Here is a 16,494-nt window from a genome sequence, read left to right as displayed (position 1 = left end):
GGAATCGCGGGCCGGATTTGTAAACGGCGGCTCGCGGGAAAGGGAAATCAGTTCGCGGGCGCGGCTCTTGCCAGCAGCCGCAGGGCCAGGAGATAGAAGGCGATGCTGAAGGGAACGGCGATCACGACGGAGCCGAGCAGGAGAGGCAATCCGACGGTAAAGAGCGTGGCCCAGTGAAACCACATCATGGCACCGTGATGGGCGGCGTGGAGATCCGGCGGGAGGTGATGGGGATGGCTCAGGAGCCAGTATCCGAATTGATATTCCCATCTGAGGAGGAACGGGGCGAGGGGTAAAAGCACATCGTGCAGCGTGACGGCGACGGCCGCGGCGACGACGTTGCCGCGGGCCAATTTTGCCGTGCCGATGGCGAGCAGGGTCTTGAAGCCGAGGAGCGGGATGAAACCGAAGAAGACCCCGCTGGCGATACCCAGGGCAACCGCATGGGGTTTATCCCGCAGTTCGGAGAGCCCGGCGACTTTTGTCCGGATCCATGGGTAAATCTTGGCGATCATGGATGAGGGGTGGCCTTTCCGGATACTACGGATCTTCCTCCGCGTCGAGGGGCTGCTGCGCCGGCCATCCCGGGAAAGACACTTGGTTGCCCTCGCGTAGGTGGCCGAACCGCACCATGGTGCATCGTTCGCTCATGAGTTTTCTCCCTTGGCTTCTTCTCCCGCTCACCGTGATCGCCCTCCGAACCGCGAGGGGTGCGGAGAAGCAGGTCTATCTCGAATTCAACAACGGTCAGGACCGCGGCGGGGCGGAATGGACGCAGGCCATCACCGTGTCCGCTCCCGCGCCGCGCTCGGAGGTGAAGGGCGACGTGGAGGTGAAATTTAATGCCAAGGGGATGGCCGCAGCCAAGGCGCTCTGTTGGCAACAGCCGACGAAGGAGCAGCCGGGCACCTGGGGCCACGATGAGAACCTCACGCCGGACGGGATCACCCTCGATGCAGCGGGCGAAGGGTCCTTCCTATTCCCTGCCGAGCGCTTCCCGAACGGCCCGGTGAATGTCCGGATCTTCGCGGAGAGCAAGGAAGGGAAGAAGGACATCTACGAGTTGCAGCTCTTCAACCTCGGCGGCGTGAAGTGGAACCAAGGCATCCCCACGCAGGATCCTCCCGGAGCGAAAGGGCTGAAGCGGATCTTCGCCGATGATTTCGACGGACCGCTGTCCATCTCCAACGACGGGCGCGGTGCCCGTTACGCCGCCCACAAGCCGCGCTACGGCGACTTCAGCGGCTGGCAATTCTCGGACGTGCTCGGTGACGGCAAGCCCTTCGCGCAGACCGGCACCTGGCTGAAGATTGCGGCGCGCAAGGACGCGGCATCGCCCAAGGGGCGGAGTGGCATCATTGCCTCCGCGAACATGGATGGGAAAGGCATCTGGGCGAAAGCCCCGGCCTATCTGGAATGCCGTTTCACCGCCCAATCCGCCCCGGGCACCTGGCCCGCCTTCTGGACCATCACTCATCTCGACCAGGGCTCGAACGGCGATGAACTCGACATCGTGGAAGCCTACGGTGGTAACGGCACCAGTCATCCCAATCACCCCGGCTATTCGATCGTCACCCATCCCTGGGGACAAAAGAACTCCGATGGCAGCGAGAAGCCGCATCCGAACACCGTCGTGCGGATGATGGACCTCGGCGGCAAGTCCTACTGGTCCACCACCTTCCACACCTACGCCGTCTCGATCGGACTCGACGATACCGTCTACTACTTCGACGACATCGAGGTCTTTCGGCATCCCACGAACGATGTCTCGAAGAAGCACCCGCATTGCTTCCTGATCAACTACGCGATCGGCGGCATCAGCGGCTGGCCGATCGACCTGGCGCGCTACGGGGACGGTACCGACATGTATGTGGACTACGTGCGGGTCTATGCGAAGGAAGCGATCCCCGATTTCGTGTTGCGGCCACCGGGGAGTGAACCCGAGATCACCACGCGGGGCATTGGCCTGAACTTTTCCGTGGGCGGAAACGCGGGCACGGAGCTGGCCCCCGGTGACACTGCGGGTGGCGCGGGTGTTTCCCAGACCGGCTGGAACAACCTTCCGGGAGCGAGCGGTCGTGAGGCTTCGCTCAAGGACTCGGCGGGCAAATCCGCCGAAGGTGTCTCGGTGACTTGGGAGGTGCCGAAGGATCAAGCATCGCGCAGCAAGACCGGCCGGGAGTGGGGCTTCAACAGCGGCAACCTCACCCTCCAGCGCGGCTACATCCAGAGCGGGGGCAAGCTCTCCGCCACCGGCATCCGCTACCCGCGCTACGACGTGCACATCTATCTGAATGCCGACGACAACGGCGGATCCGGCAAGGTGATCCTTAAAGCCAGCGGTCGGCAGGAGAACCGGCACTACAAGCTCGGGTGGCATGGCGGGAAGTTCATTGAATCGGCAGGCACGACAGCGGAGACCGCTGCGGAGGGAAACTACGTGGTCTTCCGCGGACAGACGGCCAAGGACTTCTCGCTGGAGTGGGAAGGCAACCTGGGCGGCGGCTTGACCGGTATCAGCGGCATTCAGATCGTGGAGATCCCGTGAGTTCCGGCGCTGTCCGAGTCGCCTTAATGCCTGGCCTGCTACTTCACCGGGTGCTTCGGAAAGTCGGTTAGGTCGGCCTTGCCCCCTGCGAGATTGCCGGCGCTGGCGGCGACGATATCGAAGGGGAAGCCCATGGCGATGGCGCTGGCCTTGTCCAAGCGCTGGATGTGCTCGGCGGCGAGGGTGACTTCGAGCGAGGCGATATTGTCCGCCATTTGTTCCGGGGTACGGGGACCGATGATGGGGAGGCGGCCTTTGGCGAGGACCCAGGCGATGGCGATTTGTCCCGGCGGATGTCCGGTCTCTTGGGAGATCGCGAGGACTTCATCGACGGTGGCGGTCTTGCGGGCATCGCTCTCATCGTGGATTACGGCGCCGAGCCCTTGGGCGCGGCCGGTTTCGCCTTTGCGGTACTTGCCGGTGAGAAGGCCGCCGCCCAGGGGCGACCATGTGACCGTGCCAAGTTTGAAGGCGTCCGCCATCGGCAGGAGTTCGCGTTCGGCGCTGCGCTCGACCAGGCTGTATTCCAGTTGCACGGCGGCGACCGGAGCCCAGCCGCGAAGTTCTGCAATGGTGGCGGCAGTGGCCACGCGCCATGCAGGGAAATCCGAGAGGCCCGGGTAGAGGATTTTGCCGGAGCCAACAAGATCGTCGAGGTTGCGGGCAATCTCGTCGATCGGAGTGACGCCGTCCGGCATGTGAACCCAAAGCAGGTCAAGGCGATCCGTCTTCAAGCGCTTGAGGCTGGCCTCCACGGATTGGATCATGGACTTGCGGCTGTTTCCGGTGCGCTGCAAGCCGGCACCATGGGTGTCGCCAAGCGAGAACTTGCTGGCGAGGACGATATCGTCCCGCTCCGCCGCAATGAAATCGCCCAGCATTTCCTCGGACTGGCCGAACTGATACTGATCGGCGGTATCGATGAAATTGCCGCCAATCTCGCGATAGCCGGTGAAGATCTTGCGGGCTTCTTCGCGGTCCGAGCCGTAGCCCCAGCCCTTGCCGAAATTGCCGGTGCCGAGGGCGAGCGAGGAAACGCGAAGTCCAGTTTGTCCGAATATTCGATAGCGCATGGTGTGGCTTTTGGTCCTGAGATATCGAATGGAGATGTGAGACGGCGTGTGACCAGGAAAAGCCTGTAAGTGACAAATCCGATGCTCCAGTGCGCGCTCCTTTTGAACAAACCGCTTGCGCAATCGGCTGCGCGACCGCATTCGGACGCCATGGAACTCGACCTGCTGGGCACCCACGCCGACCGCGCCTACGCGATCCTGGCGGGACTGGTGATGCCCCGTCCGATTGCATGGGTGACCACCTTGAATGAAGACGGCACGGTCAATGCCGCGCCGTTCTCGTTCTTCAATGTCTTCGGCGATGATCCGCCGCTGCTGATCTTCGCGCCCGGCGATCGTCCGAATGGAACCCCCAAGGACACCGCGCTGAACGTGAAACGCACCGGCGAGTTCGTCGTGAATCTGGTGAGCGAGGAGCTGAAGGAAGCCATGAACGGCACCTCCGCGACGCTTCCCCATGGCGTGAGCGAGACGGAGCACGTCGGCTTGGTCACGCTGCCTTCGAGCGTGATCGCCCCGCCGCGGATTGCGGATGCGCCCGCCTCGCTGGAGTGCAAGGTCCATTCGATCCAGGAGATCGGCAGCAACCGCTTGATCCTGGGAATCGTCCATCGCGTCCATGTTCAGGAGGCGATCTTCGATCCGGAGCATCTCCGCATCCACCAGGAGGTCTATCACCCCGTAGGCCGGATGGGTTCGCCGAATTGGTACTGCCACACGGCGGACCTTTTCGAGATGGTGCGACCGAGGTAAGAGGAGAGAATGACGAATTCAGAATTTCCGAATGAAGTGTGATGAAGAGTGGTTTGAATTAGGCGGGAGCTCGCTCCTGTCGCTGGCCATCCCCGCGATCCACAATTTCTTCATAATCATTCTTCCCACGCTTCATTCGACATTCGGAAATTCTGAATTCGTCATTTAGCCCGATGACCTCCCTATTTCCACCTGGCCGCCCAGCCCTCTATCTCGCCCCGATGCAGGACGTGACCGACCTGCCCTTCATGCGCGTGATGCACGGCTACGGCGGCGCGGACGTCTACGTGACGGAGTATTTCCGCGTCCACAATGACTCGCGGCCGAGTGCCTGGATCCTGCGCTCGATCGATGAGAACCCCACCGGCCGGCCGATCTTCGCGCAGATGATCGGCCAGGACATCCCGGCGCTGGTGAAGACGGCGCAGTGGCTGTTAGAGCATCCGGTGGCAGGTATCGACCTCAACCTCGGCTGCCCGGCGCCGGTGGTCTGCAAGAAGGAAGCGGGCGGGGGACTGCTGCGGAATCTGCCGAAAGTGGACAGCATCCTCGGTGCCCTGCGCGATGCGATCCCGGGACGCTTCACGGTGAAGACCCGCGTGGGCTACCACGACCATGCGGAGTTCCCGAAATTGTTAGAGATCTTCCGCAAGCACGCCATCGATGCGCTGGTGATCCACGGCCGCACGGTCGAGGAACGCTACAGCACGCCCGTGCATCCGGATTGCGTGAAGATGGCGGTGGAAGCCTTGCCTTGCCCCGTGATCGCGAATGGCAATGTGGTGGATGTCGCGACCGGGCTCGCCTATCTGGAGCAATCCACCGCCGCCGGCCTGATGATGGGCCGCGGCGCGATCCGCAATCCCTGGCTCTTCTCCCAGCTTCGCGCCGCCTTCGCCGGGACCGCCGCGCCCGTGCCGACCTGCCGTGATCTGTTAGGCTACGTGACCCGTCTTCACGACGAGCTGGCCGCCTCGGTCGGCGACCGCTTCGATCCGCTCGGCCATGTGCAGCGGATGAAGAAGACGATGGTCTTCGTCACCCAAGGCCACGACCCGGACTTCGAGTTCCGGATCCGCCGCGCCAAATCGCCGGAGGATTTCCACTCCGCCTGCCGCGACCATCTGGACCGCGATGAGCCGGTGCCTGCCGCCCCTCAAGAGGGTTCGCGCGTGTTCTGCGGCTTCAGCGAACTGCTCAATCCGCAAGCGGCCTAGCTGCCCGGCGGCTTCACGATCAACTCGTCGCCCTTCACGGGCTTCATCTCGCCGAACTTCGTGGTCGGGGTAGCCAAGGTGCCTTCCGGGTTAATCTCCCCGACCTTCACTTGGCCGAGGATGCCACCATTGCGGCGGATGGCGAGGATAGCGCCGGTTTTGACAATCGCGGCATCCGTCACTTCCAGCACGCAGATCACGCCGAGTTGCGGATCTTCCACCCACTCGAGGATCTTCGCCACCACCGGGGCCTTCGTGATCGCTTCCGCGCGTTGCTCCGCGGATAAGACCTCGCCGCCGTCTTCATCCGGCGGCGGATCCGACAAGGTGGACGCGGCATCGAGGGCGGCGATTTCCTCCGGAGACAAGGTGGGAGCCGGACCAACTTCCGGGGTCTCTTCCATGGCGGGCGGCACCGCCCTGCCGGTGATCCGGTCGCGGTCGGCCTTCATCCGCGCCCGGCCTTCGAGAATCTCGCGAATCTGGAGATTCATCTCCGTGACCTTCTCCTTGGGCTCCTCCGCCCGTGCCTTCTTGTAATCCTTCCACGACACGCCGAGCGCCGCGAGCAAGGCGGCTACCACCATGTAGAGAAGGACTTTGAGCACATCCACGCGGAGAGGCTGACCCGCCCGGCGGCTGAAGTCAACGACCCCGGGGACCCTCTCTACTTGTCCAGCGGCACCTCGCGTGCGGTTCCGGTCTCATCGATCACCGTGAAGGTCCCCTTCGCCAATCGCGCCAGCATCTTCATTCCCTCGTCCGCATCCGGCTCCATCAGCGACATCGTGTTGATGATCGTCTTGCGCCCGCGGGCCCGGCTGGCGAGGCGCTCGATGTCTTTCTCCGTGGTGCCGGGCGAGGCCCCGTCCGTCATGAAGAGGATCACCTCCGGCGGCGGGTCCATCTCCAGCGCCATCTCCAGCGGCGCGACCCAATGGGTGCCGGAGGCAAGCGGGGTCTTTTTGATATGGCTGGCGGACTGCTCGACGATGGCGGGGTCCGCATTCAGCCACTCCACCTTGACCTTCTTCCCGGATGGCTCCCATCTGCCGCCGCCCGGGGTTTTCCATTCATACTCTTTACCCTGATGTTTGACGATCGCGTCCCTGTTCCCCAGACCCACTACCAATTCATCGCCGGCGATCCATGCCGGGCCGCAGAAGAAGATGAGCTGGTATCTCATGAGCGGGTTGAGCTTGCGGACCGACTTCTCGAGTTCCTTGCGCATCAGGTCCTCCCGCTTGCCCCTCATGGAGAGCGAATAGTCGATCACGTAGGCGACCCGGGCCGCCTTGATCTCCTGATTGAAGAAGACCGTGCCGGTGCCGAAGCCGCCGGCCCCCATGCCGTTGCCACTGCCGGGACCGATGCCGTTGCCATTCCCGCCCCCACGGCCGAAGCCACTGCCCCCGCCGAGCCCGCCGCCGCCGGAGAGCGAACTCATCGAAGCCATCTGGCCGAAGCTATCGCCGGGATCCGGCATGACCACCTCCGAGACGCCCTCCACGGTCACCCGCTTCACCGACTGGTTCATGGGCAGCTTCACCGACTTGGCCTGCTTCTGAAGCTCGCCCGCTCCTCCTCCTCCGCCGCCTTTCCCCGGGATGAAATCGACGGTCTTCTCAGGCTCCCGCAGGGTCTTGATGACCCAGAAGGCCCCTAGGACCAGAATGATCACGTGGAGCAGGATCGCCACCATCAGCGAACCGCCGCCGAGCTTCCGCCAGAAGCGGATGAAGCCGCTCTCCGTGCGCAACACCGGCTGCATCTCCTCTTCCACGGGAACTTCCGTCCCGTTCGATTCGGCTTCGTCGGTCTTCACGAAGTCATGAAGCGCGGAAGCGGCGAATTTCTTGGGGGAAAGATAAGTCTTTCTCGATCCCCGCCGACCGGCGTACGCGAAACAAGGGATCCGGCGGTGCCGGATCCCTGTCGGGAAGATTTGTTCATCAAGCACGGGTCACGCCCGTGGCACGCAAGCCGTTAAGACTTGTAGCGCAGACGCTTTTTATGGCGGTTCTGCTTCATGCGCTTCTTGCGCTTGTGCTTGTTGATCTTCGTCTTGCGGCGTTTCTTAAGCGAGCCCATGGTCGTGCTTGGGGTTACAGGTGGATAGGAAAGGATTCAGGGAACGATCTTGTTCAGCGGATACTCGATGATGCCTTCGGCACCGAGTTCCTTGAGCGTCGGGATGATGTCGCGCACCACTTTTTCGTGGATCACGGTTTCGACCGCGATCCAGCCCTCTTCGGAGAGCTGGGAGACGGTCGGACGGCGCATCGCCGGCAGCTTTTCGAGCAGGGCGGACAACTTGTCCGCGGGGAGATTCATTTTCAAGCCCACCTTGTCGCGGGCTTCCAGGGCGGCCTTCAGCAGCAGGACCAGGCGCTCCATCTTCTGGCGCTTCCATGGATCCGCCGCGGCCGCCGGGCTGGCGTAGAAGTGCGGAAAGGAGGTCAGCAGGGTGTCCACGATCCGCAACTTGTTGGCTTTGATCGAGGAGCCGGTCTCGGTGACATCGACGATGGCATCGACGAGGTCGGGCACTTTCACTTCGGTCGCGCCCCAGGAAAACTCCACTTCGGCTTCGATCCCCTTCGACTTCAGGTAGCGCTCGGTGATCGCCACGCCTTCCGTCGCGATCCGTTTGCCTTGAAGGTCTTCCGGCTTCTGGATCGGTGAATCTTCAGGCACCACCAGCACCCAGCGGGTCGGCATGGCCGAAGCACGGGAAAAGGGCAGCTCGGCGAGATCCACCAGGTTGCCGTCGAACTCGCTGGCCCAATCGAGCCCGGTGATTCCGCAATCGAGGAAACCCTGGTCGATGTAGCGTGCGACTTCCTGAGCCCGAATCAGATACAGATCCAGCTCGGGGTCATTCGAGGAAGGGCGGAGGCCGCGCGAGGAGACATAGACGTCGTACCCGGCCTTCGCAAGAAGGTCGAGGGTCGGCCCTTCCAAGGAACCCTTGGGAATGGCCAGTTTCAGCGTCTTTTCAGTGGTTTCCGGCATCGCGGCGGGCGGCGGGGATAGCGGGGGCAGGCCGGTGAGGCAAGGGAAGTTTTTAAAAGCCGGAAGCGGCAGTGGCCTCCAGCGGGCAAGCGGGCTTGCGAACTCCGCCACCTCCGAATAACTAACGCCTGACTCGTCTCCCCCGGAAAACATGAGATTCCTCCTGCCGATCACTTTCCTTCTAGCCGCGAACACCGGTTTCGCTGCGGATCCGATGCCGGCCTACCCCAAGGCTACTTTCTATTCGTCCACCCAAGTGCCTCAATCCCTGAGTCACCAAGGGTCGGCGCTGGCCATGGACGGTGATCTGGTCGCGGTCGGCTCCCCTCTTGAAGACGGACGGCGCTGGGAAGACGGCGCGGTGAAGGTCTGCTCGGCGGCGGCCCGCCAGGTGCTGCGCAAGTTCAGAAATCCCGGCGGTGCCGGAGCCCGTTTCGGCAGTGAGGTCGCGATCTCCGGCAAATGGCTGGTGGCAAGCGCTACCGCGGGCGCAGCGGGCGCGGTCTACGTGTTCGACCTGTCCTCGCCGAACCAGTATCCCGCTTTCAGCCTCGGCAGCCCCGCTTCCGGCGGAACCATCGGCCACGCGATCGCTGTTTCCGGAAACTGGCTGGCCGCTACGGCCTCAGGCAGCGTCTACCTCTACGATCTGACAGCAGAGGATCCCCGGGACCCCGTCCACAGCTTCCAAGTCCCGAACGCCCCGGCGAGCGTTGGCGCTGGCGGGGCGCTGGCCATGGATGGGAACCGCCTGGTCGTCTCCGCCACGCTTGATAGCACTGCGGGCGCTTTTGCCGGGGCGGTGCATGTCTACGAACTCCAAGGTGCCGGGCCGCCGCAGAAGATCGCGTCTTTCTACAATCCCGCGCCCACGCAGTACCGGCCCTTCGGGGTGGCGCTGGCCATCTCCGGAAACCGGGTGGTCGTGGGTGCCGCCGGCTCCGACTCGATCTCCGGCAACAAGGGAGCCGCCTACGTCTACGACCTTTCACTCGCCGAGCCGGGAAGCAGCCCGCTGGTGCTGGAGAATCCCGCGCCGTCCAGCTACGCGCTCTTCGGGAACACGGTGGGGATTTCCGGCAACCGGGTGATCGTGGGGAATAGCCGCGAAGACACCGGAGCGTCCAATGCCGGAAGCATCTACTTCTACGATCTCGCCGGTCCCGCCCCTGGAATACCACACACCATCCGGCGGAATCCGGCCCCGGCGGCCGATGATGCTTTCGGCAATGCGGTTGCGATCTCGGCGAATCTGGCCGTGGCTTCCGCGCCGGGCGATGACACCCAGGCCTACGATGGCGGGAGTGTCTATCTTTACGACGCTGCAGCGTCGGCACCCGATGGCCCGCTGGGCAGTTTCGATGTCAGGGGCCCTTCCACCAATGACTACTTCGGGCAGGCCGTGGCCATTGTAGGGGACCACATTGCTTCCGGCTCGCCGAACGACGGAATGAACGGCAGCGACGAAGGCCGGGTCTATTTTCACGATCTCAACGCCCCGGCAGCGGCTCCCCAGGTGCTCGAGAATCCCGCCCCCGGCTTGGGCTCCCACTTCGGCTACTCCATGGCGGCGGAGGGCGACCTGCTGGTCGTAGGCGCTCCTTACAGCCACCGGGTCAATACCTTTGGCGGATGTGTCTATGTCTTCGACCTCGCGGGCACGGATCCGGGAACCCCGGTGGCGGTGCTGGCCAATCCGGTGACCAACGAAACCGGGGATCTCTATTTCGGGGCTGCGGTGGCGATCAGCGGCCGGCGCGTGCTGGTGGGGGCGTCCGACAATCCCGGCGGGGGATGGCGGGCCGGGAGCGCCTACGTCTATGATTTGGACTCCGCCACGCCCACGACACCCGTCGCCTCGATTGATAACCCCGAACCGGGAACTGACGATGCCTTCGGTGCTTCCGTCGCGATCGACGGGACCCGCTTCGTCGTCGGCTGCCAGAACGACGACGCCGGGGCGGAAAATGCCGGCTCCGCCTACCTCTACGAGCTCGGCTCGGCGGCTCCGGTGCGGACCTTCCCGAATCCGCGCCCCTCCCAATCCGACGGCTTCGGCACGGCGGTGGCCCTGCGCGGCTCCGTCCTGGCGATCGGCTCTCCTTACGAAGGCCCGGCAGCCCACGGCGACGGGATGGTGTTCGTCTACGATCTCACTACTGAAGAGGAGGCTCGCCTGGAGTTGGCCCACGTCTATTCGAGCGGGGGATTTGGCAGGGCCATCGCGATTCACGAGGGACGGATGGCGGTCCTGGCACCCGGCACCTATTTGGGCGGCTGCGTCATCTACGATCTGGAATCGGGCCAAGCCGCCTTCATGGCCTCCTATTCGGAAGGCCCGGGAACTCTTGCTTTTACCGACGGGATTGTGGTTGTCGGCTGCCCCGGCGCGAGCGACATCGCCTATGCGCAAGGCAGAACCGATGTTTACTCTCTCTACTACCATCGAGATCCTCATTTCAATCAATGGCTGCAAGACTCCGGGCTGATCGGGCGGGATGCCGATCAGGATGCAGCCCCGCAGGGCGATCGGGTGGCGAACATCCTCAAATACGCCTTCAATCTGGACCCGAACCGCTTTGACCGCCGGACCCTGGCGCCGGGCTCGGGGGCTGCCGGTCTGCCGCTTTTGCAGGTGACCGGAGAAGGCTCCGCTCGGGTTTTCCGTTTCGAATATATCCGGCGGAAGAACAGCAACGCCGTCTACCTTCCGAAATACAGCACGGAGGCCGAGTATTGGAACTACCTGCCGATTCCGGGCGAACCCCGGATCACCCCGATCCCCGGTGAGCCGGAATGGGAGCGGGCGGTAGTCGAAATGCCTGTCGATCCCACCGTGACCCCACGATTTTTCGGCACCGTCGAGGTGCAGGTTCCTTGGAATCCCTGAGTCCGCCGGTCATGGCAGAATGACAGGGCGGTAAAACTCCGTTCAAGGTCAGGTCGGGGCTTCCCTCCACGACATGGGCCCGACCGCTGGCATGTGTTCCGGAAATTCGGAGAAATGACGCCGGATGCCTACCGTCGTCAACATTCCGTGAAGACCTGATGGAAGGCCGAAGGCGCTGATAGCCAAAGATCGCCACAAGGGACCTCAGACAATTGGGAAATAATGCTTCCAATGGATGGGCTGGGTATTTATTTGGTAATTACATGAGGCTGCCGTCCGCCCGAGTGATGAGCTGCTTATGCCTCTTTCTGGCGGGTTTCATCTGTTTGCTTGCGGGAATGAATCCCGCTTGGATCAAGGGCGCGGGGCCGACCTCCCCTGAGAAAGCTGTCGCGCCGTCCTTCCCTACCTCCCCGGTGGACCCTGTCGTCCCTGTCGAGAACCGGGTGATCGTGGAAGAGCCGATTGACCCGGCGGCGTTTCGTTCTCCGGAACGAGGGGAGTGTTCTCCGTCAAATCGGGCAGGCTTACCTTCCTCCGGAAGTCCCTGAAACATGAGGATTTTCGGCTTGCCAAGCAGGTCGCGGAGCCTAGGGTCGCCGCCCCGTTTCACCTTTCAGAACGCCGGCGGGCAGTTGGAGCCCCGTGGTCCGCCGGCACTTCCACTCGGGGCATCGTCGGAAGGAAAGCGAAACCAAACCAACCTAACCTCAACCCCGCAACAGCATGAGCACCGCAGTGCTTGAATCCCCAACCAATCAGGAACTTGCCGATCTTATCGATTCCAAGTTCCGCGAGTTCCGCGAAGGAACCATCGTCAAGGGCACGATCATCGAGATCCGCCCGCAAGTCGTTCTCGTCGACATCGGCTACAAGTCCGAGGGCGCCATTCCATCGAACGAGTTCGAGGATGAAGAGATCGAAGTAGGCGACGAAGTCGAAGTGCTTCTCGAAAAGCTTGAGAACGATGAGGGCATGGTCGTCCTCTCGAAGGAAAAGGCTGCCCACAAGCAGAACTGGGAAAAGATCGTCAAGGTCTTCCAGGACGGCGGACTCGTCCGCGGCAAGGTCAAGGCAGTCGTCAAGGGCGGTCTTACCGTCAATGTCGGCGTCGAAGCCTTCCTTCCCGGCTCCCAGGTGGACATCATCCCGCCGAAGGATCTCAACGAATACGTCGGCAACATTTACGAGTTCAAGATCGTCAAGGTCAACGACGAGCGGAAGAACATCGTGCTTTCCCGCCGCGAGGTCATCGAGGCCGAGCGTGCCGAGCTGCGCCAGCAATTCCTGCGCACCGTCAAGGTGGGCGACAAGGTCACCGGCGCGGTCAAGAACATCACCGACTTCGGTGCCTTCGTCGACCTGCAGGGCATGGACGGCCTGCTCCACATCACCGACATGTCGTGGGGCCGGATCAACCACCCTTCCGAGATGCTCATCATCGGCCAGCCGGTGGATGTCGTCATCCTCGACGTGGACCGCGAGAAGGAGCGTGTCTCCCTCGGCCTGAAGCAGATGTCCGACAATCCTTGGGAAGATATCGAGCGCAAGTTCGCGATCGGTTCCAACGTCAAGGGCAAGGTCACCAAGCTCCTGCCATACGGCGCGTTCATCGAACTCGAGCGCGGTGTTGAAGGTTTGGTCCACGTGTCCGAGCTTTCCTGGGTCAAGCGCATCACCCGCCCGAGCGACGTGCTCGAGCTCGACCAGGTCATCGAGGCCGTCGTGCTCGGCATCAGCATCGAGGAGCAGAAGATCTCCCTCGGTGTCCGCCAGCTCGAGCCGAACCCATGGGACGAAATCGAGACCCGCTATCCGATCGGTGCCACCATCAAGGGCCCGGTCCGCAACCTCACCGCTTACGGTGCGTTCGTGGAGCTGGAAGAAGGCATCGACGGCATGGTTCACGTCTCCGACATGTCCTGGACCCGCAAGATCAATCACCCTTCGGAAGTTCTCAAGAAGAACGACGAAGTGGAAGCGATCGTGCTCTCCATCGACAAGGCCAACCAGCGCGTCTCGCTCGGCCTCAAGCAGCTTGAGGACGATCCATGGAGCCACATCGACCAACGCTTCAAGGTAGGCGATCTGGTCAAGGGCACCGTGGCGAAGATCGCTTCCTTCGGCGCCTTCATCAGCCTCGATGGCGACATCGACGGCCTGATCCACATCTCGCAGCTCAGCGAAGACCACGTGGAGAAGGTGAAGGACGTGATCAAGGTCGGCGACGAAGTCGAAGCCCGCGTGATCAAGGTCGACAAGGTCGAGCGCCGCATCGGTCTCTCGATCAAGGCCGTCAACTACAGCGAAGCCGATCTCAAGAAGGAAAGCGCCAGCTTCGAAAGCCTGCGCCCGTCCTCCGAGATGGTGGGCCTCGAGCAGGCCTTCAACCTCGCCGCCATCGCGGCCGAGGAGTGGAGCCCGTCCGACGACTGATCCGCAGCTCGTTTCAGCAAGATTCAGAAAAGCCGGGAGGGAAACCTCCCGGCTTTTTTCGTTTCGCAAACTTGAGCGGACTCCGTTCAATGCAGCGCAAAGAGCGATACCGTAGACACCACTCCAATGGTCTCGCGGGCAAATCAACCGATTCAAAAAGGGCTGCTGGATCTACCTTGGAAAACTGCGCAGACTCTTGAAGCCTATCCCATGCTGTTTCCCGGAACTCATCGTCACCCCGGCTTTATCGACCTGACTTGCGACGCCGCATTTCAGCTAAGAATGGCAATCAATTCGCAGAATTCCTACGCTGAAAACCGGCATAGCCGCGCGTCCATCATGGCCTCGGCATTCGGATTGGAATGCGCTGCCAACGCTGTGATGAACAGCCTCTCTCTCCCATCGCATCTCAGCGAGGACTTGGACCGGCTGCCCCTGCTTTCGAAATTCGACCTGTTTTTGAAGATCATCACTCCGGATACGCATGCAGGACTGAACCGAGGCGATGCGCGGGTTTACAAAGTCGCAGAGTTGGTCCGGATACGGAACGAATTCGTCCACTCCAAGGTGACCAACATCGATGTTGAGATGGGAGAGCCGACGGATGTCGGAAGAGCCTTCTCTTTACCAATGGAGATGATTCCAAAGGTTTGGAGTGGTACCCAAATCCCCAAGCCCTCTATGTTCTGGTCGCGGATTGACGCCAAGTCCGCGCTAAGCGTTACCACTGATTTTCTCGACTACTTCTTCCGATTGAGCGCTCTGGATTCCGAGAAGGTGAAGGAAATCCTTTTTCAAAGGACCTATATCACCTTGGGGGAGTCGTCCGTTATTGTGGAAAGCTTGTTCGATGAATTCGCCACTGAATTGGAGTGGGCGGTATCGCAAGGATTCAAGCTAGGGTTTATCGACTTCGGAAAAGCCAAGTCCTAGCCTCCAAGCCCTAGCAGCTTTTTCTTCATGCAACGGCTCCCTTCCGCTTCCCAGAACTGGATCCCGCCTTTTCGATCGCGACCGGTTTTACCTTCACGAACTTGAATTCCAGTTTCCGCCCCAATGCGGCGGCCACTTTTCCCAAGCTAGCGACCGTTAGGGCTGGATTCCCCGGGTCGAGCATCCGGTTTATGGAGGTGCGGCTCGTCTGCATGCGGCTCGCGAGCTGCGATTTACTCACGTGTTCCTTTTCGAGGATTTCCTGTAGCTGAAGCGAAACCACCTTCTTGAGGGCAAGGGCTTCGACCTCGCCCTTGATCCCCTCTTCGGCGAGGAAGTCATCGAAATCACTTCCGATGTGGGGGGTTACGTTTTTCTGTTTTGGTGCCTTTGCGCTCATTGGTTTGCTCGGTTGGTTGTTCGCAGAGGGATTGCCTCTGCCGGGCCAGTTTCAGGTCCTGAGCCGGCGTCTTCTGGGTCTTCTTGACGATCCCATGCAGAATGATGATCCGCTCGTTTTGGACAAAGAAAAACACCCGCACGATCCGGTCTCCAAGGCTGGTGCGGATTTCCCACAATCCCTGCCCCAGATTGTCTACCAGCGGCTTGCCGATGGGCCACTTCCATTGGACAACCTTGATGTCTGCTCCGATGATCTTCTTCTCTTCGGTGGAAAATCCCTGGAGCCACTCGCGGGCTGGCTCCCTTCCGTTGATGTTCCTGAAAAACCGCACCTCCAACGGGCGGGGAGCAGGTGCGGCCATGGGCTACATGTACCAAAAAAGGTCCAATCGTCAAGTTTTTCGCGGCGTTCTTCGCCTTACCACAAATCATGCTCGTCCCGGAACTCCGCAGCCGGCTTGCCGCGAAAGATTCCTGCGGTCGGCAGAGCGTCAGTGAACGCGATGTTCAAGACCTTGCGGTAGTAGTGCCACTGGTTGTCGTGGCTGAAGCGGCCATTCGCCGCGATCCTTCCCCACTGCCCCGGCTGAAGTTTGAAAACACTGCGGATGATATTCGGCCGCTGCGGTGCGCCGGCGCACCAGAAGCCGCCCTTGTATTCGACCCGGAGATCGTCTGCTTCGAATTTCAACATCGCCATCTCCGTATCGTAGTCCCTGACCCCTGTGATGTCGTGGACTTCGCTACTCTGTAGCGGGGCGAAATCTCCTTCCTCGTAGTTGTTGACCCAGTGCAGGACAGCCGTCCGGAGGGCCTTCTTCGGAAGGGCCACGGGTTGCAGGGGAAAGCCCATCGGCACCGCCGCACGCTTCGCGGAGTTCGGCGCGCCGCGCGAGAGCTTGGTCCAGCGGACGGTGATGCACTGGATGGTCGCGATCATGGCGGGATCAAACCACGTCCTTCTTCTAACAGGCAAAGCCGAACACCGGGCGGGACAATTGGAATGATCGGCCTACGTGCGCCCCGGTAGGGCATCTGGAATCGGACCCACACTGTATGTCGAATGACGCGCCGGCGCCCGGGACCGCGGAGACTCTGCCCCGCAGAAGCGACCGTGGCAGCACTCTTCCCTGCGCGGCAGTAGCGGAAAGCGCCGTCGCCCGGCTGCAGATCATTTCGTGCCCACGGCAGCGAGGGGCCGTTCTGCGGGCCGGTGGCTCCGCGCTC

The 16,494-nt window shown here is 61.9% G+C and carries 15 protein-coding genes; 6 read left to right on the top strand and 9 right to left on the bottom strand.

Translation table 11 applies throughout. The features are described from left to right. Positions 1 to 47 precede the first annotated feature (47 nt). A complete protein-coding gene (locus ABWK72_RS15115; protein ID WP_367870404.1) occupies positions 48 to 515 on the bottom strand; it encodes a DUF2062 domain-containing protein in 468 nt (155 codons plus the stop codon). Positions 516 to 649: 134 nt separating this feature from the next. On the opposite strand from ABWK72_RS15115, the gene ABWK72_RS15110 reads away from it, so the two are divergent. After that, positions 650 to 2,548, top strand: coding sequence for a family 16 glycosylhydrolase (locus tag ABWK72_RS15110; protein ID WP_367870403.1), 1,899 nt, complete (start codon positions 650 to 652; stop codon positions 2,546 to 2,548). A 38-nt stretch (positions 2,549 to 2,586) separates the two neighbouring features. On the opposite strand, the gene ABWK72_RS15105 is transcribed toward ABWK72_RS15110, so the two are convergent. Next, the gene (locus ABWK72_RS15105) at positions 2,587 to 3,621 is read right to left on the bottom strand and encodes an aldo/keto reductase (protein WP_367870402.1); all 1,035 of its coding nucleotides are present in this window, start codon (positions 3,619 to 3,621) and stop codon (positions 2,587 to 2,589) included. 150 nt (positions 3,622 to 3,771) lie between these two features. On the opposite strand from ABWK72_RS15105, the gene ABWK72_RS15100 reads away from it, so the two are divergent. Both ABWK72_RS15100 and ABWK72_RS15095 read left to right on the top strand, forming a co-directional pair. Then, complete coding sequence (locus tag ABWK72_RS15100; protein ID WP_367870401.1) at positions 3,772 to 4,374, top strand: flavin reductase family protein; 603 nt, start codon at positions 3,772 to 3,774, stop codon at positions 4,372 to 4,374. 173 nt (positions 4,375 to 4,547) lie between these two features. Continuing rightward, entirely contained in the window at positions 4,548 to 5,591 is a 1,044-nt protein-coding gene (locus tag ABWK72_RS15095) for a tRNA dihydrouridine synthase (RefSeq protein ID WP_367870400.1), read from the top strand. Here ABWK72_RS15095 and ABWK72_RS15090 read toward each other — a convergent pair. The 4 genes from ABWK72_RS15090 to hisG all read right to left on the bottom strand — a co-directional run bounded on the left by ABWK72_RS15090 (position 5,588) and on the right by hisG (position 8,606). Then, positions 5,588 to 6,205, bottom strand: coding sequence for a hypothetical protein (locus tag ABWK72_RS15090; RefSeq protein ID WP_367870399.1), 618 nt, complete (start codon positions 6,203 to 6,205; stop codon positions 5,588 to 5,590). The two genes, ABWK72_RS15095 and ABWK72_RS15090, sit on opposite strands and share 4 nt — an antisense overlap. A gap of 53 nt (positions 6,206 to 6,258) precedes the next feature. Continuing rightward, positions 6,259 to 7,416, bottom strand: coding sequence for a hypothetical protein (locus ABWK72_RS15085; protein WP_367870398.1), 1,158 nt, complete (start codon positions 7,414 to 7,416; stop codon positions 6,259 to 6,261). Positions 7,417 to 7,577: 161 nt separating this feature from the next. After that, positions 7,578 to 7,682 carry an AURKAIP1/COX24 domain-containing protein gene (locus ABWK72_RS15080; RefSeq protein ID WP_169454664.1) on the bottom strand — a complete coding sequence of 35 codons (105 nt, stop codon included), beginning with the start codon at positions 7,680 to 7,682 and terminating at the stop codon, positions 7,578 to 7,580. Positions 7,683 to 7,718: 36 nt separating this feature from the next. Further along, the gene (hisG, locus tag ABWK72_RS15075) at positions 7,719 to 8,606 is read right to left on the bottom strand and encodes an ATP phosphoribosyltransferase (protein WP_367870397.1); all 888 of its coding nucleotides are present in this window, start codon (positions 8,604 to 8,606) and stop codon (positions 7,719 to 7,721) included. A 151-nt stretch (positions 8,607 to 8,757) separates the two neighbouring features. Here hisG and ABWK72_RS15070 point away from each other — a divergent pair, with 151 nt between their 5' ends. The 3 genes from ABWK72_RS15070 to ABWK72_RS15060 all read left to right on the top strand — a co-directional run bounded on the left by ABWK72_RS15070 (position 8,758) and on the right by ABWK72_RS15060 (position 14,865). Then, complete coding sequence (locus ABWK72_RS15070; RefSeq protein WP_367870396.1) at positions 8,758 to 11,496, top strand: hypothetical protein; 2,739 nt, start codon at positions 8,758 to 8,760, stop codon at positions 11,494 to 11,496. Between the two features lie 726 nt (positions 11,497 to 12,222). Then, positions 12,223 to 13,932, top strand: a complete 1,710-nt coding sequence (rpsA, locus tag ABWK72_RS15065) for a 30S ribosomal protein S1 (protein ID WP_367870395.1) — start codon at positions 12,223 to 12,225, stop codon at positions 13,930 to 13,932. Positions 13,933 to 14,058: 126 nt separating this feature from the next. Continuing rightward, positions 14,059 to 14,865 (top strand): hypothetical protein, encoded by an 807-nt coding sequence (locus ABWK72_RS15060; RefSeq protein ID WP_367870394.1) that lies wholly within the window; start codon positions 14,059 to 14,061, stop codon positions 14,863 to 14,865. A gap of 25 nt (positions 14,866 to 14,890) precedes the next feature. Here ABWK72_RS15060 and ABWK72_RS15055 read toward each other — a convergent pair whose 3' ends face one another. From ABWK72_RS15055 to ABWK72_RS15045, 3 genes are read right to left on the bottom strand one after another with little or no spacing between them, the layout of a single operon-like run. After that, complete coding sequence (locus ABWK72_RS15055; RefSeq protein WP_367870393.1) at positions 14,891 to 15,265, bottom strand: Fis family transcriptional regulator; 375 nt, start codon at positions 15,263 to 15,265, stop codon at positions 14,891 to 14,893. Further along, positions 15,213 to 15,629 (bottom strand): type II toxin-antitoxin system RelE/ParE family toxin, encoded by a 417-nt coding sequence (locus ABWK72_RS15050; protein WP_367870392.1) that lies wholly within the window; start codon positions 15,627 to 15,629, stop codon positions 15,213 to 15,215. Before ABWK72_RS15050 ends, ABWK72_RS15055 begins: the two co-directional genes overlap by 53 nt. Before the next feature lie 56 nt (positions 15,630 to 15,685). Then, positions 15,686 to 16,207 carry a hypothetical protein gene (locus ABWK72_RS15045; protein WP_367870391.1) on the bottom strand — a complete coding sequence of 174 codons (522 nt, stop codon included), beginning with the start codon at positions 16,205 to 16,207 and terminating at the stop codon, positions 15,686 to 15,688. Positions 16,208 to 16,494: the final 287 nt, after the last annotated feature.

Source organism: Luteolibacter sp. Populi, from assembly GCF_040801775.1.
Lineage (GTDB): Bacteria > Verrucomicrobiota > Verrucomicrobiia > Verrucomicrobiales > Akkermansiaceae > Haloferula.
The sequence above is the reverse complement of the archived record's forward strand: the minus strand, read 5'-3'. Positions and strand labels throughout refer to the sequence as shown.